The following is a 21990-nucleotide window of genomic DNA, read 5'->3' on the forward strand; positions in this document are numbered from 1 at the left end:
TTACATCGAGAGGGAGATTACAGGCTGAACTGTAGGTTCAAGAATAAATAGATATGACAAAACAACATTTGATGGGAGTTATTGTGGGAATACTGTTTACAGGTGCTGTTCATGCACAGGTTGGTCGATTGGAATGGCATAAAGGCATTACATTGCCAGCTACGCAAGATGGAAAGGGGCATATTGGTATGGCAGGACCAATAGCTGGTGTCACAGGCGATTGTCTCCTGGTTGCTGGTGGGGCGAATTTCCCGCATTTACCCCCTTGGGAAGGTGGGGCGAAAGAGATCCAAAAAGATGTTTTTATTTACGGAAAAAAAGGGGGACGACTGAGCTTAATAGCCCAGGATAGTCTTCCTATAGCGGTTGCTTATGGTGCCAGCCTAAGTCTACCCGATGGATTGCTGGTTATCGGTGGAGAGACTCCTGATGGAAAAACAGCCGCCTGTAGAATGATTAAATATGATGGCTCTACCAAGAAAATTACGGTGTCAGACTTTCCGAACCTCCCATTTCCATTGGCTAATATGGGAGCGGTAGTTCATGGAAATAAACTTTTTATTGCCGGTGGTGAAAGGCCTGATGCTGTATCGGATCAAGTGTTAAAATTGGATTTAGCACATCTTGAAAAAGGATGGGTCTGTGTGGGGAAATTACCCTATGCAGTCTCCCATTTGCAATTGTTGTCTGATAGCCAAAATGGCCTTTATCTGCTTGGTGGAAGAAAGGCTCATCTAGAGAGCCCTTCAACATTATACCATGAACTGTGGTGCTCAACCGATGGTGGTACTACTTGGTCCAAACGGACGGACATTCCTTTCCCTGCTGCAGCAGGAACAGCTTGTGTATTGCCCGACCAAGGAATATGGTTGTTGAGTGCAGATCGGGGCAATACCTTTCATCAGGTGGAAGCGCTCATCTTTGATGCTAAAAAGGAAACAAATCCATCGCAGCGACAGAAATTGATTGATGCCAAGAATAAATTGCAAATCAATCATCCCGGTTTTGGCAGAGCAGTATGGCGTTATGATCTGAAATTGGCGAAATGGAAGCGGATGGGGGATTTGCCGTCGGATGGACCTGTAACCACGACAGCTGTTGTTTGGGGCGACATGATCATCTTACCCAGTGGCGAAATTAAGGCGGGCGTTCGTACTCCGGAGATTTTAGTAGCCACATTTTCTAAGAAATAGGATTGAAAAAATAAGATATAAAGAACTTAATATAAACCTGATAAACTTGAAATGATCTCTTCTTTACGACATAAATCTTTTTACCCATGGCTCGTTGTAGCCCTCCTTTGGGGGGTAGCTCTGCTGAATTATATGGATCGGCAGATGCTATCAACTATGCGTGAAGCCATGCAGGTCGATATTCCACAGCTGCAGCGTGCCGAGACTTTTGGTGTATTGATGGCCGTTTTTCTTTACATCTATGGTATCATGAGTCCTATATCCGGTATCGTTGCCGATCGCAGTAATAGAAAATGGCTGATCGTAGGCAGTCTTTTTGTGTGGTCGGCCGTAACGTATGGCATGGGGATGGCGCACGATTATGCAATGCTATTGGTTTTACGGGCGATTATGGGATTTAGTGAAGCATTGTATATCCCCACAGCTCTTTCGCTGATCGCGGATTACCATACCGGAAAAAATCGATCGTTAGCCATTGGCTTACATATGACCGGACTCTATACAGGTCAGGCCTTGGGTGGTTTTGGTGCTACATTGGCCGCTTCAAAAGGATGGCATACCGCTTTTCATTGGTTTGGAATTATCGGAATATGTTATGCGGTCCTATTAGCGATCTTGCTTGTGGAGAAGAAACATGAGCCATCCCTCGAGGAGCCTGCTTCGGAAGGACGATTGTCTCTTCCCAAAAGTTTATTGTTGCTATTTTCCAATGTGGCGTTTTGGATTCTATTATTTTATTTTGCGGCTCCAAGCTTACCCGGCTGGGCCATCAAAAATTGGTTGCCAACCTTGTTTGCCGATAGCCTGAATATTCCAATGGCCAAAGCTGGTCCATTGTCGACCATCACAATCGCGATCTCATCATTTATTGGAGTTATCGTCGGGGGAATACTAAGTGACCGATGGGTACAAAAGCATATCCGCGGCCGCATTTATACCAGTGCAATTGGGCTTGGATTAACCATACCAGCTTTATTGTTTTTGGGATTAGGCCAGACCTTACCTGCGGTGGTTGGAGCCGCAGTCTGTTTTGGAATTGGATTCGGCATATTCGACGCCAACAATATGCCTATCCTATGTCAGGTTGTTCCTAAAAAATTGCGCGCAACCGCTTATGGTTTTATGAATATGGTGGGCGTGTTTGCTGGAGCAGTAATTACGCAATGGTTAGGGAAATTTAAGGATGAAGGTCATTTTGGGTTAGGCTTTGCACTATTAGGGGCAGCGGTACTGCTAGCGCTACTCTTGCAACTCCTGTTTCTCAAACCCAAAACAACGGAGAAGTAATCGCTTTTATTTCCTGAATGAATAGATGATGAAAATGAAATCCTTAATCAGCACGCTGCATACCTATATTTCAAAAAAAGGAGGTCTACTTTTAGGTTTGATGGTCTCCATCTCCATTGCAGTGGGACAACCCCGGACAAAAGTAGCTTGTATCGGTAACTCCGTAACCTTTGGTTATGGGCTCGGAAATTCTAAAGAGGACTCTTATCCGGGCCAGCTTCAGGCTTTGCTGGGTCAGCGGTTTGAAGTGAGGAATTTTGGTCATTCAGGGGCCACACTTTTACGTAAGGGGCATAGACCTTATTATAAAACGGAAGAATACAGAAAAGCCTTGGATTATAAACCTGATGTTGCCATTATACACCTGGGACTCAATGATACTGATCCGAGAAACTGGCCAAATTATAAGAACTCCTTTGCATCGGATTACGCGACTCTGATTGACTCCATACGATCCGTTAATCCGAAAGTACAAATTTACATCTGTCGATTGACTCCTATTTTTAGTGGTCATCCGCGCTTTTTATCCGGGACACGCGATTGGTATGATCAAATTCAGGCGCTTATACCGCAGATAGCAAAAAATAACCAAGTAGGACTGATCGATCTGAACAGCCCACTGCGGTATCGGATTGATCTTTTTGACGATTACTTGCATCCGAACAGGGAAGGAGCTGCATTGATTGCTGAACAGGTCGCGCATGTATTGATCCCTGTTCTCCAAGATTTGCAAGTGGCCGAAACCATCGGTTCGGATATGGTGCTCCAGCGTAATTGGGAAAATAGCATCTATGGTAAAGGTACTGCCGCCGATGTGATCACTCTTGCATTTAATAAGAAAAACTATAAGACCCAAGTCAATCCCGAAGGCTTCTGGGAAATAAAGTTGCCTAAAATGGAAGCCGGAGGACCTTATGAAATAACAGTGCGTTCGGGCAAGCAGAAAATAGTGTTGAAAAATATTCTTTTTGGCGATGTATACCTTGCTTCGGGACAATCAAATATGGCTTTTCAACTTCGTGGAGCCACAAAGGGCGAAGAGCTGATCAAAGATGCACCGCACTTAAAGAATGTGCGCCTTTTTAAATGCCGCAGCCTTGTGGAGACCAATGCTGTTGCATGGGATACCGCGACCTTAAGGAAAGTAAACGATTTGTCCTTTTTCAGCGGTGCCTGGCGGCAAGCTACCGGGGCGGAGGCCGCGCAATTCTCAGCTGTTGCTTATTCATTTGCCCAGCAGATCGCCAGCGAACAGCATATTCCCATTGGTATTATTGATCTATCGGTAGGTGGGTCTAATACCGAATCATGGATTGATCGAAAATCATTGGAAAACGACGATTTGCTTGCCTCTTATATTCACAACTGGCAAAAATCAGATTTCCTGCAGGATTTCTGCCGTGAGCGCGCCAGTCAAAATCTAGCAGTTTCAAAGGTGAAAAATCAACGCCATCCGTATCAACCAGCTTACAATTTTGAAGCGGGTGTCAGCAAATGGTTGAGCACAGGATTGAAAGGTATACTGTGGTATCAAGGTGAGAGCAATGCGCATAACATAGAACTTCACGAACGTCTTTTTAAAACATTGATTTCCTCCTGGCGGAAGAGTTTTCACCAAGATCTACCTTTTTTCTTTGTTCAGCTCACAAGTATAGATAGACCTTCATGGGGTGATTTTAGAAACTCACAACGCTTACTGGAGAAAGCCATTGCTGGTACATACATGGCCGTAACGATCGATGTAGGTGATTCTTTGGATGTACATCCCCGTGAAAAGATTGTGGTAGGCCGAAGGTTGGCAAATTTAGTGCGTAAACATGTATATGGTGTTGAATTGAATGCAGATCATCCTGATCTGGTCAGGTATGCGCTTCGCGATGATAAGCTGTTATTGACATTTGATCATTGTATAAAATTAATAACCCCAGGGAATGCGCCTGTGAAAGGTTTTCAGGTAATGGACAATAAGGGGAAAATTTCTGATGTAAATGCAAATATCCTATCGGGCAATGTCGTCCAAATCGTTAAGCCGAATTTCCAATTCACCAAAATCCTGTATGGATATGAACCTTTTAGCAGGGCAAATCTTCAAAATGAAATTGGAACGCCAGTGTCCACTTTTGATTTGACGATCAACTAAACATAAGACGATCAACTAAACATAAATAAATTGACTCAAAAACTAGAACAGATGAAACAGACAAGTATAAAAGATACCGCAAATATAATAGACACTGATTACTTGAAGGAGTTGGAAGTTTTTTATCGTGATCAGCTTTTAAAAGACACTGTACCATTTTGGTTTCCACGATCGATTGACCATGAATGTGGCGGCTATCTATTTATGCGTGATCATGATGGGGATTTGATTGATACAGATAAAGCCGTGTGGATACAGGGAAGGGCATGCTGGTTGCTGGCCACACTTTACAATACGGTTGAGCAAAAAGAGGAATGGCTGGAAGGGGCCCGGATAGGCTATGAATTTTTGAAGAAACATTGTTTTGATGCAAACGGCAAAATGTATTTTCATGTAGACCGCATCGGTAACCCAATTCGTATGCGTCGTTATTTCTTTGCGGAGACTTTTGCGGCAATCGCCTTTGCAGCCTATGCAAAAGCGACGGGAGACGCCGGTATTGCTGCGGAAGCACATGAGCTGTTTGGAATTTGTCTGGCTTATGCACAGGGAGAAAGATTGGTGGAACCAAAATACGAACAGACCAGGCCAATGAAAGGGATCGGTGTGCCGATGATTATGATCAATACCGCACAGCAAATTCGCGAAACAATTGGAGATCCACGCTGTGATTTCGTTATCAGTAATTTTATCGCGCAGATAGAACGTGATTTTGTAAAAGATGATATCCGCTGTGTGATGGAACAAGTGGGACCTGAAGGTGAAATTGTTGATCATATTGACGGGCGCACACTCAATCCCGGACATGCCATCGAAGGAGCGTGGTTTATCTTGCATGAAGCGAAATATCGGGCGAACGATCCGCATCTGATTGAACTGGGCTGTCGTATGCTCGATTATATGTGGGAGCGCGGCTGGGATAAAGAATATGGTGGTATACTGTACTTTCGGGATGTCTATGGAAAGCCGGTACAAGAATATTGGCAGGATATGAAGTTTTGGTGGCCGCAGAATGAAACTATTATAGCAACATTACTCGCTTACCTAATGACCGGAAATGAGAAATATAAAAGTTGGCATCAGCAGATCAATCAGTATGCCTATGATCATTTTCATGATAAAATCAATGGTGAATGGTATGGCTATCTGCATCGTGATGGGAAGATTGCGCAGACGGCAAAAGGTAATTTATTTAAAGGACCATTCCATCTCCCTCGTCAAGAGTGGTATTGTATGCAAATACTAAAGGAATTTAACACGATTAAGGAATAACATGATGCGACAAACTGTAGCGACAACTAAGTTCCTCCAAAGGCTGATGATGATTGTCATGATGATCTCTCCGCTATATGGTATGTCCGAAACTATCAGACCTTTGCTTCCCATGCCGCAGTCTGTTGCCTGGAAAACCGGGTATTACCAGCTCAAACAAGTGGTCTGCGTACGTACCAAAGGAGAAGTGTCAACTACAGATAGACAGACTTTGACAGCACTGCTAAGCGATTGGGATGTAAGGCGCATAGACTTCGATAGTAAAGAAAATATAGCTATAACGATTAGTTGCAATAAAGAAATGAAACTTCCCTCGTCTTCTTTGGAAGGCTATCGCATCGTTATAGATAAAAGGGGAGTAAACATTGAAGCCCGAGCGAGTAAAGGGGTTTTCTATGCCATGCAAACTTTGCGTCAACTGGGAGGCAGCGACGGTAAGTTGCCGTATTGCGTCATTACAGATTATCCATCTTTTCGTTGGCGTGGCTACTTGGTAGACGTGGGAAGAAATTTTCAGTCTATGCAGGTGTTGAAGGAGCAGATCGATATGATGGCTCGGTATAAGCTGAATATTTTTCACTTTCATTTCACAGAGGATATTGCATGGCGACTGATCAGTAAAAAATATCCCGGTTTGACCGACTCTGCAAATATGGAGCGTTGGAAGGGAAAGTATTATACAGTCGACGATATGCAGCAGCTGATCCGGTATTGTCATGATCGCCATATTCAGCTCGTACCCGAAATTGATATGCCAGGGCATTCCGCAGCATTTCGCCGTTCTTTTAAAACCGATATGCAGAGCGATAGCGGCATAGCGATCATCAAAGAACTAGTGAAGGAATTTGCGACCACCTATCCCGGGCTACCTTATCTGCATATTGGGGGGGATGAGGTGAAAATTCACAACCAAACATTTTTGCCGATGATGACAAAATGGACGGAGGACTTAGGTCTAAAAACCATCGGCTGGGAGCCTGGTGGTAATTTGCAGGCACACACAATCCGCCAGCTTTGGATGGGTGGACCACAGGCTATTACCAATGACTCACCTTTTGAAGTGATTGACTCAAAGCATTTGTATATCAATCATATGGATCCTTTGGAAACGGTGACGACCTTGTTCTATAGGGAATTAGGTGGTCAATCGTCAGAAAATGAAAAGTTAATGGGTGCGACGTTATGTTCCTGGCCCGATCGTGCAGTCCATCATGAACGTGATGTATTCCATCAGAATGCAGTTTACCCTGCTTTGCTGACTTTTGCGGAACGAAGCTGGCGAGGAGGAGGAGATTTTGAATGGCGTAGTAATATCAAAACGGATGTAAAGGGATTAGCTCAATTTGTTGAATTTGAAAAGCGTTTGCTCCAACATAAAAGATTGTATTTTAAAGATCTTATTTTTCCGTATTACGCACAAAGTGGGCAAAAATGGATGTTGTATGGGCCTTTGGAAAATAAAGGTGATCTGAGCATGGTCTTAAAAAATGAAGCGACAGGAAAATTTACCGCTTTAAAAAAGATCGGTGAGTTTTATGGTGGGACTATCGTACTACGCCATTGGTGGGCTGATGTGGTAAAAGGGGCTATTGATCGGCCGCTTGAAAATAGTACCGTATATGCTGTGAGCAAAGTATGGAGTGAAAAAGGGGGAAACCAAAGTTTTTGGATCGGTTTTAACGACCTCTCCCGTTCATATGCCAGTGATTCACCAAATTTGGGAACCTGGGACGATAGAATGAGCAAAATTTGGGTGAACGGGCGTGAAGTGCTTCCACCGAATTGGCAACATGCTGGCCAAAAAGGAAATTTGGAGCTCCCATTGGTTGATGAAGGTTACAGCTACCGAAGTCCAAGCATTGTTCTGCTGGAGAAAGGCTGGAATACAGTTGTGGTGAAACTTCCTGTGGGAAAATTAAATGGGAGAGATTGGCAAAATCCACTAAAATGGATGTTTACTTGCCTACCGATTGAAAGGGAGTAATAAATAACCGATCGCATTGTATTAACACAGATGAATTTTTTAAATAGAAGTAACAATAAAACTTATATAGATATGAAGAAATTAGGGACAATGTTGGTATTTGCACTGTTGGCAGGAATTTGCCACGCTCAGGAAGTGAGTGTATTTGTTTCAGGCGAAGATGGCTATAAAAGCTACCGCATACCTGCTATTGTAAAGGATAGAAGTGGACAGTTAATTGCTTTTGCAGAAGGTAGGGTGGATCATGCCGGCGATTTTGGTAATGTAGATATTGTTTATAAAATTAGTCAGGATAATGGAAAAACATGGGGCCCATTGCAAGTTGCTGTTGACAATGATAATTTGCAGGTCGGAAATCCAGCTCCGGTAGTGGATCTATTGGATCCAGCATATCCGAAAGGACGCCTGTTTCTTTTTTATAATACGGGTAATAATCATGAGGGAGAAGTCCGTAAAGGAAATGGTTTGCGAGAATGTTGGTCAATTAGTTCGACCGACGGTGGTAAGACCTGGTCTAATCCAGAAAACATAACGCTTGAGACGCATCGTCCTAATCAATCATCCGTAAATGCACAATATATTTTTAAGGAAGACTGGCGGACTTATGCAAATACGCCCGGACATGCTTTGCAATTTGATTCTGGTAAGTTTAGAGGACGTATTTATATTCCTGCTAACCATTCTGAAGGAAATCCGAAAGAAAATGGCAAGGACTATTTTGCGCATTCGTATTACTCGGACGATCATGGAAAGACATTCAAGATAGGGGCAAGCGTGAAATTTGAGGGATCAAATGAAACAATGGCCGCACAGGTTTCCAACACAGGACTGTATATGAATTCCCGTAATCAGCAAGGTAATGTAAAATCGAGAATTGTATCCTATTCCGGTGATGGTGGCGCTACTTGGGATACAACCTATTATGATAAAAACTTACCCGATCCGGTCAACCAGGGTTCAGTGCTTTCCTGGCAAAAGAAAGGAAAATATATATTGGCTGTGTGTAATGCTGCATCAACCAATAGAAGAGACAATCTAACCGTTCGATTAAGTAATGATCAGGGCAAAACATGGTATTTTAATCAGGTTGTGGCCAAAGCGCCGGAGGGTGTGAAAGGGGATTATGCCGCTTATTCCGATTTAGTACTTTTAAATAAAAATAAACTCGGCGTTTTATTTGAAAAAGAAAATTACAGCAAAATTGTCTTTTTGCCCGTAAATTTTAAGTAATCGGGCACATTGTGGTATCGATATAATATGCATTTTCTTTCATTTCTTCCTTTTGGTTAAAACAGGAAGGAATGAAAGAAAAAAATGAATCTTCGATTATTAGGCAGCTTGCTCCACAAGCTGTCAAATAACGATATAAACTTAAATAGAACCAATAATCCAAAACTAAATGAGAAAAACCAAATTTTGGCTGGTGCTGAGCCTAATCGCAACTAGCCTGTCTATTTTTGCCTGCAAAAAAGACTCTACAGCAACAAAAAATCCGATTCCGGAAGTAAGTAAGGCGAAGGCATCGACTAAGCTATTAAATGCGACTACCGTAGCGACAACAGACTACGAATTGATCTGGTCGGATGAGTTTAATAGTAGTGGGGGATTTGATTCCACAAAATGGTCTTATGCTGACAGGGGCACTGTCGCATGGAATAAGTATATGACCTCCTTGCCGGCTTATGCATCCCAAGATGGGAGCAATCTCGTATTGCGTATGGATAATGCCGTTGTAGCCGGAGATCCTGTTGCCTATCATGCTGGAGGAGTTAAGTCGATGGGGAAATTTAGTATGACTTATGGAAAAGTTGAAGTGAGGGCTAAATTTACACAAGGAAGAGGTTCATGGCCTGCTATTTGGATGATGCCCGAACCAGCTACAGCGTACGGCGGCTGGCCTAGCTGTGGTGAAATTGACATTATGGAGCATGTCAACAACGAAAGTGTGATGTACCATACGATCCATAATGGCTCAGTTACCAATGCAAATGGTGGGAGCACAGCATCGAAATCTGCCACCTATAATACGACAGATTACAACCTATATACGATGATCTGGAGTCCGAACGACATTCGATTTTACGTCAACAATGTAATACAGTATACTTACGCAAGAGTTTCCGGTGGGGGGACACAGCAATGGCCATTTGATGTTCCTTTTTATCTGATTCTGAATCAGGCCGGTGGAGCGGGATGGCCAGGGGCGATCACAAATGCTGACTTACCCTTTAGTATGCAGGTGGATTACGTACGTGTATATAAGCTGCCTTTATTTAGTAATGGCGATTTCGAAAGCGGTGTCATCTATCCATGGACAACATGGGGCGGTGGATCATCGGTTGTTTCCACCGATGCCCGGACAGGAACCAAATGCATCCGCGAAACAGGCGGAGAGACATCCATTGAACAATACCTGACCGGTTTAACGCCAAATACGACCTATCGGTTCGGTGGCTACGCCAAAGTATCTGCAGCTGGCCAGTCGGTCAGTATTGGTGTCAAAAATTATGGGGGAACTGCGGTCGATGCGACTATAGGTACGACCAGCTACTCCAATAATTCGGTAACTTTTACAACTGGAGCCAATAATACTACTGCTACGGTCTATTTCTATAAACCCTTGAGCGGTACGGTGTATGGTGATGATTTCTATTTGGAAAAATTGTAAAACACCGTAGTTAGAAGAGCAGCGGTTTAGTTCAACCGCTGCTCTTTTAGCAATACTGCGTGATGACGAGGGCCTCGGTCCTCATTGAGGATGTCGATATAAACTTCATAACTACCTAATGAAAAATGTAAGATAGTGCCAAATAAAGGCCATGAATCTTTACATTAGTTAACCGCAGTATCTCCTTATTTCTTCAATACAAGAGTATGTCCATTTTGGTAGAGTGTCATTTTGTTTTCGCTACGTTCGAAAACTATTTTTACGCCAAATTGCGGTTGGACCAGCGTATTTCTATCCTTGGGTTTCAGTTGAAATGCCGGCTGACCGACAACTTGACCCAGCACCTTGTTGCCCTCTCTCGTAATATTTATCTGAATAGGAGGCTGTTCGCTTTTGTATTCGCCGACGAGGCTTGAAATTTCTTCCTCTGTCAATTGTATTTCCGCAAGATCAGGAAGTGGAAAAGGTTTTTTATAAAGTTCGCCAAGGCTGAACTTTAATATTTCATTATTATTATAATTGTTGGCATTGCTAATGATAGCGACATTATAATTACCATCATCAAAATGACCAGCTACCGAGGAGTATCCATCTATACCACCTGTGTGGCCAAAGCCTATATGTTCATAGAATGGTAATTGGAATAAACCCAATCCATAGCCCTGATCTATTTTTTTCATCTCTTCCAGGCTTGCAGCATTGATTATTTTATGGCTAAATAAACCATTGAAAAATTTGCCCAGATCTGCCGGAGTTGACCAAACGGCTCCGGCTCCAAGCGGAACAGAATTGTCCGTGTGTAGTTCAAGGGTCCATTCGTGAGTGAATCGATAAGATTCGCTAACATCCCTGCTGTTATTTTGTGGACGGCCAAAGGTTGTCTCTTGCAAGTTTAATGGCTTACAGATGTATTCTTTCAATAAAAAAGCATAGTCTTTTTTCCAAACTTTGTCTAAGATATAGGTAAGTAGGATGTAGTTTGAATTACTATATGCATGTTTACTGCTGGGAGCAAAGTCGGCTCCGCCTTTGACGATGCGTTCAACAAGTTCTTTCTCTGTCTGTGGTCTAGTATTCCATGTCAAATAATCGTTGTCATCCGTGATATTGTGTAATCCGCTGCTATGATTTAACAATTGGCGAACGGTGATTTTTCCAGCGTCTGGAATATCTTTAAAGAATGCAGATATTGGTTCGTCTAACTTCAGTTTTCCGAGCTCAACTGTTTTTAGTACAAGTGTTGCTGTGAAAGTTTTGGAGATTGAACCTATTCCATAACGCGTATTTATGTTCGCTTTTTTTTTCTGCGCTACATCTGCATATCCAATTGCCTTTTGATAGAGTAATTGATCGCCTTTGCTGATTGCAATACTGCCCATCCAGACATTATTTTTATCCATGACGGACATCAGGCTATCCATGCGAACAGCTGTGAATTCCTGGGCTTTGAGAATGGGGCTTGATAGGGTTCCTAAGAGGAACAATAACACTGTGGTTCTTTTCATAATTTATGGGGAATAGATTTTTTGAGTTTCAAAATTAACGTGGAGGAATAGTAAAGTCCACTGATGATGAATAGAAATGCTGGAATGAAATAATTGCCCAATTGTTCGTAACGCAGGGCTTCTTCATGCTGTAAAATAAGTTTGCCGAATATGAAAAACTTGTTGGGCGCATAGAAGAATCCGACTCCCTGAGGATCAATAAATTTGGCCACGACTAGAAATACGGCGATGAGCATAAGGGTATAGATGATATAATAAATCATGTTTACGAGCCCTTGTGTGAGCATGATAGGTACCCGTAATAAGGATACGGATTTGCGAGGAGATTCTATTGACGGAGTAATGGACGTTGACAAAATCATTTCTTTGATAAAAGTCTCTGGTAACCCGAGTTTATCTAAGATTTCTTGGAGCTGACTAGGCATGGCATCATGGATTAACTGTGGGTGAAGCTGCTGTTGCAATGCCTCAAATATGTGGCTATTGATTTCACATAATATATCCTGTTTTTGCTCCAAGGCTAATTTTTTTACAAGAGCCGTTGCTGTTGACATGTAGTCTTGATATAGTTGAGCTGAGGATCTATTTGTAAAGGGTATCTGGTTATAATGCATGCGTCAAAGTGGTTAAATGTTGATTTAAGCTTGTCCAGTACGTTCTCATCTCTAAGAAAGTACTTTGGCCTTCCTTTGTTATTTTGTAATATTTTCTTGGAATCCCAGTTTCCTGAGGTACCCATTTCGATTCGACCAGGCCTTCGTTTTTTAAACGGATCAATAAGGGGTATAAAGTTCCTTCAGCAATATCAATGGCCGTTTTCTTCTTGACCTCCTGGATAAGATCATAGCCATAGTATTCCTGATCATAGGCAAGAATACCTAATACAACAAAAGAAAGACTTCCTTTTTTTAGCTGTGAAATCCATTTGTCAATAAATTCTTTGTTCATGGAAGTAAATATATAACAAAATACATAGTAATACAATGTATTGTTTTAAATTTTTAATATACCTTTTAATGAAGGAAAGTGTCCTAATTAAAAAAAGATAGGGGAAGTGGATTTGATGTTACTTCGATTGAGTTTTTGCTAAAAAAAAAACACTTGAAGTGGGGAACTTCAAGTGTTTAACCTAACCAATTATTAACCTAAATTTATGAAAAGTATACTTTCTCAAGTATAATAAACTATGTTCAATATCTGTGCCATTCTATTTGTTAGTTTTATAATATTTTTCTTTGTGTTATTTTTGTTACGTATTATCTCCGGATTTGGTTGATGTTATATCTTATTTGGTAATATTTTTATCTTTTTAAAGATATTCGATAGCCTAAAAAAGTGCTGAGTTAATTTTCTATACTATTTTTGACTACTTTATTACCCAAATTGTCCTTTTGTGTATATAAAAGAAAACAGCGGCTGTCCGAAAATAGGCTAATTGTAGCTATGGAGCGTAATATTTGAAGAGGTCTTTCCACTCATCATCCAAATTACCTTTGTATACGTTTTGTTTGGCACGACGATACCAATATTCTGCATTCCACTGATCGCCTTCTTTGCGATGTAAATAAGCATGAACATGTGCTGCGTCAGTTCCGCCCAATTGATCGATCAGGTCATGCGCGGTTTTCCAATTTCCTTTTAGATCATACCAAAGTGACTTTTGTACCGCTGTCCAATGCTGAAGCGGAGCTTCAAGAGATTGAAATTCTTCTATTGTCATATTTTATTCTGTTATTTCTTTGCTCCAGATTTCATAAATATCGTCTCCTTTCGAACTTTTTCCTTTATGATGCCATGCGCCATTCAGGATTTCACCATCAAAGGCGAGTTCTTGTCCAACTCTATTATTGTCTCTCGAAAAGAACTGTATTTTTTCGGAGTACCGATTATTATTGTACTGATAGTCACCTCCGCCTGTACCATAGAAACCCTTTTGAGCAGGATTAATCGCTATCCATTGAAAATATCCATCAACCAATATTTTGATTGTTTTACGATCTGCTTTGGGAATATCTTGCATTTTGCCTTCTTGCTGGCGACCAGTGATCCGCCAAAGTGCATCTAGGTCTTGTGGAACTTTTTTCTGCTTGATATAGAGATGGTAGCCATTGGCAGTTTTTAGGCGAAGGGAGTCTGCATCAATCCGATAAGGTAATTGGGTTGTTTTGCCAATAGCCGCCGAATCCTGTGAGTTATACTCGACAGCGATAGTGATCAGATTATGCTGCTTATCAAGTGCGCCACCCCAGGTATGCTGAAAGCGTTTTCTGACGTCATCGTAACTTATAAATGAAATATAATGGTCTTTAACGAGCATTAAATGTTTATTGATGCCATCCTGGTACAGGTAGGCCCCGTCGTGAAGTTGCTGCTGTGCCTGGATTTTAGAAAAATAGATTCCAAAAAATAGAAAGAATAGGAGGGTACAATTTTTCATAACGGGTCTAAACTTGTTTCCCCTAAAGATACAAAATAAAACAGCGACACGAGCGACGAACATTGGATTTAATCGAATCAAAAAAAAGCTGACCAGGCGATGCCTTGCCTCCAAAAAGTTAGACACTTTTCTTGGCAGTTCAGCGAACGGTCAGCTTTTTTGATTCGGAGTTAAATGTATCTATTTAAATTTACTCGCCAATGCAGCTAGTTTGCTGGCCATATCCGATTGTGGTTCGGCCTGCTTTTTAAAATCATTCTTTTTGTTTTTGGGTAGCGCAGGCTTCTCATCTGTTTTCATTGACAATGCAATGCGACTACGTTTTTCGTCTACTTCTGTTACCGTTACCATGACGTGTTGCTGTACTTTGACGACTTCATGGGGATCTGATATATAGCGATTAGATAATTGGCTTAGGTGTACCAAGCCATCTTGATGTACGCCAATATCAACAAAGGCTCCAAAATTCGTAATATTGGTAACGATTCCCGGTAGTTTCATGCCAACCCGTAAGTCGCCAATGCTGTTGACCCCATCCGTGAATGAAAATGCTTCGAATTTTTCCCTTGGATCTAATCCGGGTTTTGCTAATTCATTTAGAATATCGTTTAATGTCGGTAGTCCTACTTCCTCCGAAATGTAATTTTTTAGGGGAATAGATTTCCTGAGGTCAGCATCTGTCAATAGGTCCTCCACTTTTTTTCCCAAGTCTTTGGCCATTTGTTCCACCAGCGCATAACGCTCGGGGTGTACTGCAGAGGAATCCAATGGATTTACCGCATGGCGAATGCGAAGGAATCCTGCTGCTTGTTCAAAAGCTTTATCACCAAGGCGAGGAACTTTTTTCAGTTCACGTCTCGATGCAAAGGGACCATTCTCATTTCTGTATTTGATGATCTGTTGGGCCAAAGATGGACCTAGACCCGAAACATAGGATAAGATTTGTTTGGAGGCAGTATTCAGTTCAACACCGACCGCATTTACACAGCTGATAACAGTGTCGTCCAGAGAAGTTTGGAGTTTATTTTGATCAACGTCATGTTGATATTGTCCGACACCGATCGATTTTGGATCGATCTTAACCAGCTCAGCCAAGGGATCCATTAATCGTCTACCAATAGATACTGCACCACGTACCGTAACATCTTGATCTGGAAATTCTTCACGAGCAGTTTCGGAAGCCGAATAAATAGAGGCTCCACTTTCATTGACCATAACGATGGTAACGTTATTTAATCCGAGTTTCCGTACAAATTCCTCCGTTTCTCGACCCGCTGTTCCATTGCCGATTGCGATGGCTTGGATATCGTATTTCGAGACTAAATACTGAATTGTTTTTTTTGCTTCTGCCAGTCCATTGGCACCCGTATGTGGAAAGATAGCCGTATTTTCTTTGAGCTGTCCCTGCTCATCCAGAACAACCGTTTTACAGCCTGTACGAAATCCTGGGTCGATCGCAAGCAGCCTTTTCTGCCCTAGTGGAGCGGCTAGAAGTAATTGACGAACATTGTCGGCAAAAACTTTGATGGCTTCTTCATCGGCTTTTTGGCGTGTTAATACACGAATTTCAGTCTCCATGGAAGGTTTTAACAGACGCTTATAGCTATCGACCAAGGCGAGTTTTACCTGAGCTGCGGCATCGTTGGCACCCTTAACATAGATGGATTCGATACGGGGTAGAATTTCTTCTTCATTGATCGCTATATCTAAGTAGAGCAGCTCTTCTTTTTCCCCACGGCGCATCGCAAGCACACGATGGGAAGGTGCATCTTTCAAAGATTCAGACCATTCGTAATAATCTTTATATTTTAGGGCGGCGTCTTCTTTTCCAGGAACTACCTTTGAAACAAATGCACTTTTTTCGAGGAATATCGCTCTCGACTTGGCTCTCACTGTCGCATCTTCGGCAATGACCTCTGCAATGATATCGCGGGCACCTGCTAGTGCCTCCTCTGTATTTTTTACGCCTTTTTCTTCATCTATTAAACTGTCCGCAAGGGCGAGGAAATCGCCCGTTTCTTGCGCCAAAATAAGATCCGCTAAAGGTTGCAGACCTTTTTCACGTGCCACACTGGCGCGGGTTTTACGCTTAGGTTTGTAAGGCAAATAGATATCTTCAAGACTGGCCATGGTTTCGGCATTCAAAAGCTGCTGCTCAAGCTCCGCTGTCAATTTCCCCTGATCGTTGATAGATTTAAGAACAGCTTCTTTACGTTTATCTAAATCGCGCAGCTGCTGGAAACGATCTCTGATATTGGTGATTTGAACTTCGTCCAAACTACCAGTCATTTCCTTACGGTAGCGTGAGATAAACGGAACGGTAGCGCCTTCGTCTAATAGTGCTATAGTCGTGCGAACCTGTTTTTCGCTAATAGAAAGCTCGTTAGCAATAGTAATTTCGTGTGTTGATAAGCTCATTGTCGGTTTAATCTTAAAAAGTAGAGCTGTTGAATCACCATTCAACAGCTCTAAGTATATCTAATTATAAACTAAAGTAGTAAAATTAAGCAGGTTTATTGGTATTGTCCTGCTCAGGAACTTTTTTATCTTCTACCTCGTTGTTTTTAGTTTCAGCAAAATGATCGTTATACCCGTACGTGATGTGGGATGGCTCTTCGCCGTAATCGGGTTGTTTATGTGGATTATGTTCGACGACACCGGCGGGTGTTGTGAATTCATATTTTTTCTTAGGCTGCTCTGTTTCTGAACCTTCTACGGTTTCCTGTGGCTTAGCCTCTTCTTCGTGTGCTGCTTGAGCCTTCTCCTCAGCTAAACGCACATCATTAGGAACAGCTTCTTCTTTTACTTCTGTTTTAACGTCTATGTCTTTCTCGAAATTATTGATTTGATCTGAAATTTCACGTTTGATACCTTCTGACGCATCTTTGAACTCACGTATTCCTCTTCCTAAACCTCTCGCCAATTCAGGAAGTTTTTTGCCTCCAAAAAGTAACAAGATTGCAAACACAATTAAGATCATCTCTTGTGTTCCGATGTTTAGAAATGCTATTACTGGATTGTACATACTCTTTTTCCTCTTCTTTTGATTACTAACTAGATGCTAAGGTACATTTATATTTCTATAGTTCTTAGACCCAAAAGTAAATTTAAGATAATTTTAAGGTATTTGAAACATAAAAATTACTTAACAAAGTGCGGTTATTTGATGGGTGTAAATTGTTATATTTTTGCTAAATATTTTTTAATATGACGATAGGGTAGCAATATCTTCGTATTTTTGTGGCTATTTTTTTAGGGAAATCGATTATGTTGGGAAAATTTAAAACATTTAAACCGTATTACAAAAGTACGATGGTATTGGCGGGGCCAGTGGTGATCTCACAATTGGGACATACACTGGTGCATACCGCAGATAGTGTGATTGTTGGACATTTTGCAGGAACCATTCCATTGGCCGCAGTTTCGTTGGTACATGCTGTTTTTATGGTTGTTATGGTCATCGGGTTGGGAATTGCTTATGGCATCACGCCGTTGATTGCACAGGAGAATGGCCGTGATAATAAAAAAGAATGTGCCATATTGTTGTCCAATAGCTTTTGGTTAAATATTCTCGCAGGACTCTTGTTGTTCGCTTTAGTTTACTTTGGTTCGATGTTGGCTATCGATCACCTCAACCAAGATCCGGCTGTGGTGAAGGAGGCAAAGCCTTATTTACTTATTCTGAGTTTATCGATGCTTCCGTTGATGGTATTTAGCACATTTAAACAATTTGCCGAAGGCCTTGGCTTTACAAAGCAAGCCATGAATGTAACTATTTGGGGAAATGTACTGAACATTATTTTGGCGATCATCTTTGTCAAAGGGATGTTTGGCATTAGCCCTATGGGGGTGAAGGGAGTCGGATACAGTACATTGATCGACCGTGTGTTAATGATGTCTGTGATGATGACCTATGTATTGCGATCGCAGAAATTTAAAGGATATATTCAATATTTTAAGGTGACATTGGTCGATCGGCAACGATTGCTTAAGATCGTGCGCATCGGGGCACCCGTGGCTATGCAATATGTATTTGAAATTGGGGCTTTTGCAGGGGCTTCCCTATTAGCCGGTACGATAAGTGCTACAGCGCAAGCTTCTCATCAAGTAGCCATCCAGCTGGCCGCGATGACGTATATGATGGCGAGTGGTATCGCTGCTGCTGCAACAATCAAGGTGGGGAATAGTTATGGTAATAGAAACCTTTTTCGCCTCGAACGATTTGCCATCACTTCGTATCAATTGGTGTTGATCTTTATGGTGATTACAGCGTCTTTGTTCGCGTTGTTGAATAATTATTTACCTTATATCTTTACCTCAGATCATGCTGTGGTGATTATTGCTTCCCAGCTGTTGATTATTGCGGGACTTTTCCAATTGTTTGATGGTACGCAAGTTGTCGGTCTGGGGGTGTTACGTGGTATGGGGGATGTGAATATTCCAACCCTTATCACATTTATTGCTTATTGGATTATAGGGCTACCAAGTGGCTACCTCATGGGAGTGGTATTTAACTGGGGTATCAAGGGGATTTGGTATGGGCTGACATTAGGCTTGTTAACCTCTTCGCTTTTACTTTATCTGCGGTTTCAATTGGTGATCAAGAAGAAGAAAATACAATTCGAACAAAGTATGTTTAAGTAACAAAAAATATATTTTAAATAATAAAAATGCCCCAAATAAGTGTCTAACTTTTTGGGGCATGTCTATTTAAGAGCCTTTTTTATTTATCAATTTTGATGGCTAGATTACTCTATTGCTATCCCAATTTTCCAGGTAGTCCGCCACACGTTTTAAGAAGGTACCTCCGAGGGCACCATCGATTGCACGGTGGTCATAAGAAAGTGAAAGATACATCATATGTCTAATACCAATCATATCACCATACTCTGTTTCTATGACTGCTGGTTTTTTCGTAATTGTACCTACAGCCAAGATTGCAGCTTGCGGTTGGTTAATGATAGGAGTTCCCATAATATTGCCAAAAGCGCCGATATTGGTGAATGTAAATGTGCCATCTTGTGTGTCGTCAGGTTTTAATTTATTTGCCCGTGACCGTTGTGCGAGGTCGTTGACACTTTTACTCAAACCTACTAAGCTTAATTGATCTGCATTTTTGATAACAGGAACGATGAGATTGCCATTAGGCAATGCTGCCGCCATACCAATATTGATGTTTTTCTTCTTGATGATATTGTAACCGTCGATCGAGATATTGACCAATGGAAAATCTTTGAGCGCCTTGCTAATCGCCTCGATAAACAAAGGGGTGAACGTAATGTTTTCTCCCTCGCGTTTTTTATAGGCATCTTTAACTTTATTGCGCCACAAAACTAAATTGGTTACATCTGCCTCAACAAAAGAACATACATGGGGAGAGGTTTGTACACTTTTGACCATATGGTCTGCAATCAACCTTCGCATGCGGTCCATTTCAATGATTTCATCACTGCCATTGGCAACAGTGTGAACATGCGATGGAGCAGTGGAGATTATTTTCGGAGATTCTGTAGCCGTGTTCGTGTGCTCTGCCGGAATAGACTTTGGTGTTTTTGCCGATGAATCTCGATGTGTTACATACGTTAAAATATCTTCCTTTGTCACTCTTCCCTCTGCTCCAGTACCCTGGATACGGTCAAGTTCATCTTGGGACAATCCTTCGTGACGTGCGATATTCTTTACTAAAGGTGAATAGAAACGAAGGGTATTCTCGTAGGGAGAAGACGAAGTTTCAGCCGCTACATTTGGCAGCTGGTCTACACCAGGGATATTCAACTCTATGATCTCTTCGGGAGCTGTCGCTGAAGGAGCTGTATTTTCTTGTGCTTGAATCGCAGGTTCTTCATTTTCGCCCTCAATTTCTATAATTGCAACGACTTCACCAACTTGGACAGTCTGGTCTACGGTATAGCAATGCTCTTTTAAAACACCTTTTACAGGGGAAGGTACCTCTGAATCAACTTTGTCCGTTGCGATTTCCAATAAAGTGTCATCTTCATCAATCAGGTCACCAGGTTGTTTTAACCATTTTGTGATTGTTGCCTCGGATACACTTTCTCCCATTTTTGGGAGCAAGAGTTTATATAAAGCCATATTTTTTAGCAATCTCGTTATAGAAAAACGAAGTTAAATAAATTGTGGTTTACTTTCAACAATTTAAAATATTATTCCTTAAATAAGGTATTCTTTGAAATATTATTTTACTTTATTGTGTGTCTTGTTCTTTTTCTTTTACCAGCAACTTCCACAAAAGTAATAAAGCATTCATACGGGTACGTTCGATGTTGATCAGTCTTTCGTTATTAAACTGAAACTTCTTGGTTAAAACTTCTTTTTTTCCCGCAACAGCTACCCAGATCGTGCCAACTGGTTTCTCAACTGTTCCACCACCTGGCCCCGCTATCCCAGTTGTCGCAATAGCATAATCCGACGAAAATGCCTTTTTTGAACCGGAAGCCATTTCGATAGCAGTCTGCTCACTTACTGCGCCATATTGGATCAGTGTTTCTTCTTTGACGTTCAACAATTGTTGTTTTAAAGCGTTGGAGTAGGGGATAGTACCACCAAGGAATATAACGCTGCTTCCTGCTACTGCGGTTATTGAAGCGGCAAGGCTACCACCTGTACAGCTTTCTGCGGTAGTCAATGTAGCACCTCGGCGGCTAAGCTCTTTAATTAAATAAGGTTCGATGCTGGTATCATAATCTGCAATGACATATTGTTGTAAACGATGGAGTAGCTTTGTTTTAAAAAGGGCAACCTGGAGCATAATGTCAGATTTATTCCTGCTTTTACCAGAGAGTCTCAATCGGATAAAGGCCAAGGTTGGTAGATAGGCCAATTTTATGCTTGAAGGAAGTTCTGATTCGATATCCTTTATTTCTTCTGCCAAATAAGATTCTCCGATTCCGCCGACCAAAATTGTCTCATGACAGATAAATAAGTCAGGATTCTGTTTGGCTAATAAAGGCAGCACATGTTTTTCCATCAGAAATTTCATCTCAAATGGCACTCCAGGCATAAAAATAAACTTCTTTTGGTTCTGGTGTACCAGCATGCCGGGTGCAGTGCCATAGTCGTTAAATAGGACTTCACAATTTGCCAAAACATCGGCCTGCTGCAGATTGATGTCGAGCATTTTTAGATTGCGTGATTCAAATATGTTGGTCACATGCCGAAGTACATGCTCATCCCGTATCAAGGTGGTTCCAAAATACGCTGCGGCGGTTTTTTTTGTTACATCATCTTTCGTCGGGCCCAGACCTCCGGTGATTAAAATAAGATCTGCCCGAACTGAGGCCTCCTTCAATGTCGTTGAAATAGCCTCTTCAGTATCAGGGATCGATGTCATTTGAACGATATCGACTTCGAATTGGAGCAGTTGCTTGGCAATCCAGCCTGAATTGGTATCAATGATCTGCCCGATGAGGATCTCATCGCCTATGGTAATAATCTCTGCTTTCATCTTTAAAATAATTATGAAAATAATTATGCAACCACCTCC

General features: G+C 41.6%; 17 protein-coding genes. 8 read left to right on the top strand and 9 right to left on the bottom strand.

Features of this window, described 5'->3' with window-relative positions:
* Positions 1-53 precede the first annotated feature (53 nt).
* From K2F45_RS05330 to K2F45_RS05360, 7 genes are all read left to right on the top strand, one after another.
* On the top strand, positions 54-1193 hold the full coding sequence (locus K2F45_RS05330) for a hypothetical protein (protein WP_248933048.1): 1140 nt from the start codon (positions 54-56) through the stop codon (positions 1191-1193).
* 51 nt (positions 1194-1244) lie between these two features.
* Positions 1245-2480, top strand: a complete 1236-nt coding sequence (locus tag K2F45_RS05335; RefSeq protein ID WP_248933049.1) for an MFS transporter — start codon at positions 1245-1247, stop codon at positions 2478-2480.
* A 34-nt stretch (positions 2481-2514) separates the two neighbouring features.
* A complete protein-coding gene (locus tag K2F45_RS05340; RefSeq protein WP_158638875.1) occupies positions 2515-4620 on the top strand; it encodes a GDSL-type esterase/lipase family protein in 2106 nt (701 codons plus the stop codon).
* A gap of 51 nt (positions 4621-4671) precedes the next feature.
* Positions 4672-5892: an AGE family epimerase/isomerase gene (locus tag K2F45_RS05345; RefSeq protein ID WP_248933050.1), complete on the top strand. Its 1221-nt coding sequence runs from the start codon at positions 4672-4674 to the stop codon at positions 5890-5892.
* Position 5893: 1 nt separating this feature from the next.
* Positions 5894-7876, top strand: coding sequence for a family 20 glycosylhydrolase (locus tag K2F45_RS05350; protein ID WP_248933051.1), 1983 nt, complete (start codon positions 5894-5896; stop codon positions 7874-7876).
* Positions 7877-7948: 72 nt separating this feature from the next.
* A complete protein-coding gene (locus tag K2F45_RS05355) occupies positions 7949-9106 on the top strand; it encodes a sialidase family protein (RefSeq protein WP_088160390.1) in 1158 nt (385 codons plus the stop codon).
* 169 nt (positions 9107-9275) lie between these two features.
* Entirely contained in the window at positions 9276-10544 is a 1269-nt protein-coding gene (locus K2F45_RS05360) for a family 16 glycosylhydrolase (protein ID WP_248933052.1), read from the top strand.
* A gap of 185 nt (positions 10545-10729) precedes the next feature.
* On the opposite strand, the gene K2F45_RS05365 is transcribed toward K2F45_RS05360, so the two are convergent.
* The 7 genes from K2F45_RS05365 to K2F45_RS27340 all read right to left on the bottom strand — a co-directional run bounded on the left by K2F45_RS05365 (position 10730) and on the right by K2F45_RS27340 (position 17511).
* Positions 10730-12049 carry a serine hydrolase domain-containing protein gene (locus tag K2F45_RS05365; protein WP_248933053.1) on the bottom strand — a complete coding sequence of 440 codons (1320 nt, stop codon included), beginning with the start codon at positions 12047-12049 and terminating at the stop codon, positions 10730-10732.
* Positions 12046-12603 carry a hypothetical protein gene (locus K2F45_RS05370; RefSeq protein ID WP_248933054.1) on the bottom strand — a complete coding sequence of 186 codons (558 nt, stop codon included), beginning with the start codon at positions 12601-12603 and terminating at the stop codon, positions 12046-12048. The genes K2F45_RS05365 and K2F45_RS05370 overlap by 4 nt, the downstream gene beginning before the upstream one ends.
* A gap of 49 nt (positions 12604-12652) precedes the next feature.
* Complete coding sequence (locus K2F45_RS05375) at positions 12653-12997, bottom strand: PadR family transcriptional regulator (RefSeq protein ID WP_248933055.1); 345 nt, start codon at positions 12995-12997, stop codon at positions 12653-12655.
* Positions 12998-13490: 493 nt separating this feature from the next.
* Positions 13491-13769 carry a hypothetical protein gene (locus K2F45_RS05380; RefSeq protein WP_075991259.1) on the bottom strand — a complete coding sequence of 93 codons (279 nt, stop codon included), beginning with the start codon at positions 13767-13769 and terminating at the stop codon, positions 13491-13493.
* A 3-nt stretch (positions 13770-13772) separates the two neighbouring features.
* A complete protein-coding gene (locus K2F45_RS05385; protein ID WP_248933056.1) occupies positions 13773-14486 on the bottom strand; it encodes a hypothetical protein in 714 nt (237 codons plus the stop codon).
* A 180-nt stretch (positions 14487-14666) separates the two neighbouring features.
* Positions 14667-16904 carry a Tex family protein gene (locus tag K2F45_RS05390; protein ID WP_248933057.1) on the bottom strand — a complete coding sequence of 746 codons (2238 nt, stop codon included), beginning with the start codon at positions 16902-16904 and terminating at the stop codon, positions 14667-14669.
* An 85-nt stretch (positions 16905-16989) separates the two neighbouring features.
* Positions 16990-17511 (bottom strand): Sec-independent protein translocase subunit TatA/TatB, encoded by a 522-nt coding sequence (locus K2F45_RS27340; RefSeq protein ID WP_083663500.1) that lies wholly within the window; start codon positions 17509-17511, stop codon positions 16990-16992.
* A 242-nt stretch (positions 17512-17753) separates the two neighbouring features.
* On the opposite strand from K2F45_RS27340, the gene K2F45_RS05400 reads away from it, so the two are divergent.
* Complete coding sequence (locus K2F45_RS05400; protein WP_088160399.1) at positions 17754-19130, top strand: MATE family efflux transporter; 1377 nt, start codon at positions 17754-17756, stop codon at positions 19128-19130.
* Positions 19131-19229: 99 nt separating this feature from the next.
* On the opposite strand, the gene K2F45_RS05405 is transcribed toward K2F45_RS05400, so the two are convergent.
* Both K2F45_RS05405 and K2F45_RS05410 read right to left on the bottom strand, forming a co-directional pair.
* Positions 19230-20579 (bottom strand): dihydrolipoamide acetyltransferase family protein, encoded by a 1350-nt coding sequence (locus tag K2F45_RS05405; protein ID WP_088160400.1) that lies wholly within the window; start codon positions 20577-20579, stop codon positions 19230-19232.
* Positions 20580-20691: 112 nt separating this feature from the next.
* Complete coding sequence (locus K2F45_RS05410) at positions 20692-21951, bottom strand: competence/damage-inducible protein A (protein ID WP_248933058.1); 1260 nt, start codon at positions 21949-21951, stop codon at positions 20692-20694.
* Positions 21952-21990 lie beyond the last annotated feature (39 nt).

It is taken from the genome of Sphingobacterium siyangense, assembly GCF_023277505.1.
Taxonomy (GTDB): domain Bacteria; phylum Bacteroidota; class Bacteroidia; order Sphingobacteriales; family Sphingobacteriaceae; genus Sphingobacterium; species Sphingobacterium siyangense.

Bases quoted from the DNA above. Each gene is read 5' to 3' on its own strand.
- K2F45_RS05330 (WP_248933048.1), top strand. From the start codon at position 54: ATGACAAAACAACATTTGATGGGAGTTATTGTGGGAATACTGTTTACA.
- K2F45_RS05335 (WP_248933049.1), top strand. From the start codon at position 1,245: ATGATCTCTTCTTTACGACATAAATCTTTTTACCCATGGCTCGTTGTA.
- K2F45_RS05340 (WP_158638875.1), top strand. From the start codon at position 2,515: ATGAAATCCTTAATCAGCACGCTGCATACCTATATTTCAAAAAAAGGA.
- K2F45_RS05345 (WP_248933050.1), top strand. From the start codon at position 4,672: ATGAAACAGACAAGTATAAAAGATACCGCAAATATAATAGACACTGAT.
- K2F45_RS05350 (WP_248933051.1), top strand. From the start codon at position 5,894: ATGATGCGACAAACTGTAGCGACAACTAAGTTCCTCCAAAGGCTGATG.
- K2F45_RS05355 (WP_088160390.1), top strand. From the start codon at position 7,949: ATGAAGAAATTAGGGACAATGTTGGTATTTGCACTGTTGGCAGGAATT.
- K2F45_RS05360 (WP_248933052.1), top strand. From the start codon at position 9,276: ATGAGAAAAACCAAATTTTGGCTGGTGCTGAGCCTAATCGCAACTAGC.
- K2F45_RS05365 (WP_248933053.1), bottom strand. From the start codon at position 12,049: ATGAAAAGAACCACAGTGTTATTGTTCCTCTTAGGAACCCTATCAAGC.
- K2F45_RS05370 (WP_248933054.1), bottom strand. From the start codon at position 12,603: ATGTCAACAGCAACGGCTCTTGTAAAAAAATTAGCCTTGGAGCAAAAA.
- K2F45_RS05375 (WP_248933055.1), bottom strand. From the start codon at position 12,997: ATGAACAAAGAATTTATTGACAAATGGATTTCACAGCTAAAAAAAGGA.
- K2F45_RS05380 (WP_075991259.1), bottom strand. From the start codon at position 13,769: ATGACAATAGAAGAATTTCAATCTCTTGAAGCTCCGCTTCAGCATTGG.
- K2F45_RS05385 (WP_248933056.1), bottom strand. From the start codon at position 14,486: ATGAAAAATTGTACCCTCCTATTCTTTCTATTTTTTGGAATCTATTTT.
- K2F45_RS05390 (WP_248933057.1), bottom strand. From the start codon at position 16,904: ATGAGCTTATCAACACACGAAATTACTATTGCTAACGAGCTTTCTATT.
- K2F45_RS27340 (WP_083663500.1), bottom strand. From the start codon at position 17,511: ATGTACAATCCAGTAATAGCATTTCTAAACATCGGAACACAAGAGATG.
- K2F45_RS05400 (WP_088160399.1), top strand. From the start codon at position 17,754: ATGTTGGGAAAATTTAAAACATTTAAACCGTATTACAAAAGTACGATG.
- K2F45_RS05405 (WP_088160400.1), bottom strand. From the start codon at position 20,579: ATGGCTTTATATAAACTCTTGCTCCCAAAAATGGGAGAAAGTGTATCC.
- K2F45_RS05410 (WP_248933058.1), bottom strand. From the start codon at position 21,951: ATGAAAGCAGAGATTATTACCATAGGCGATGAGATCCTCATCGGGCAG.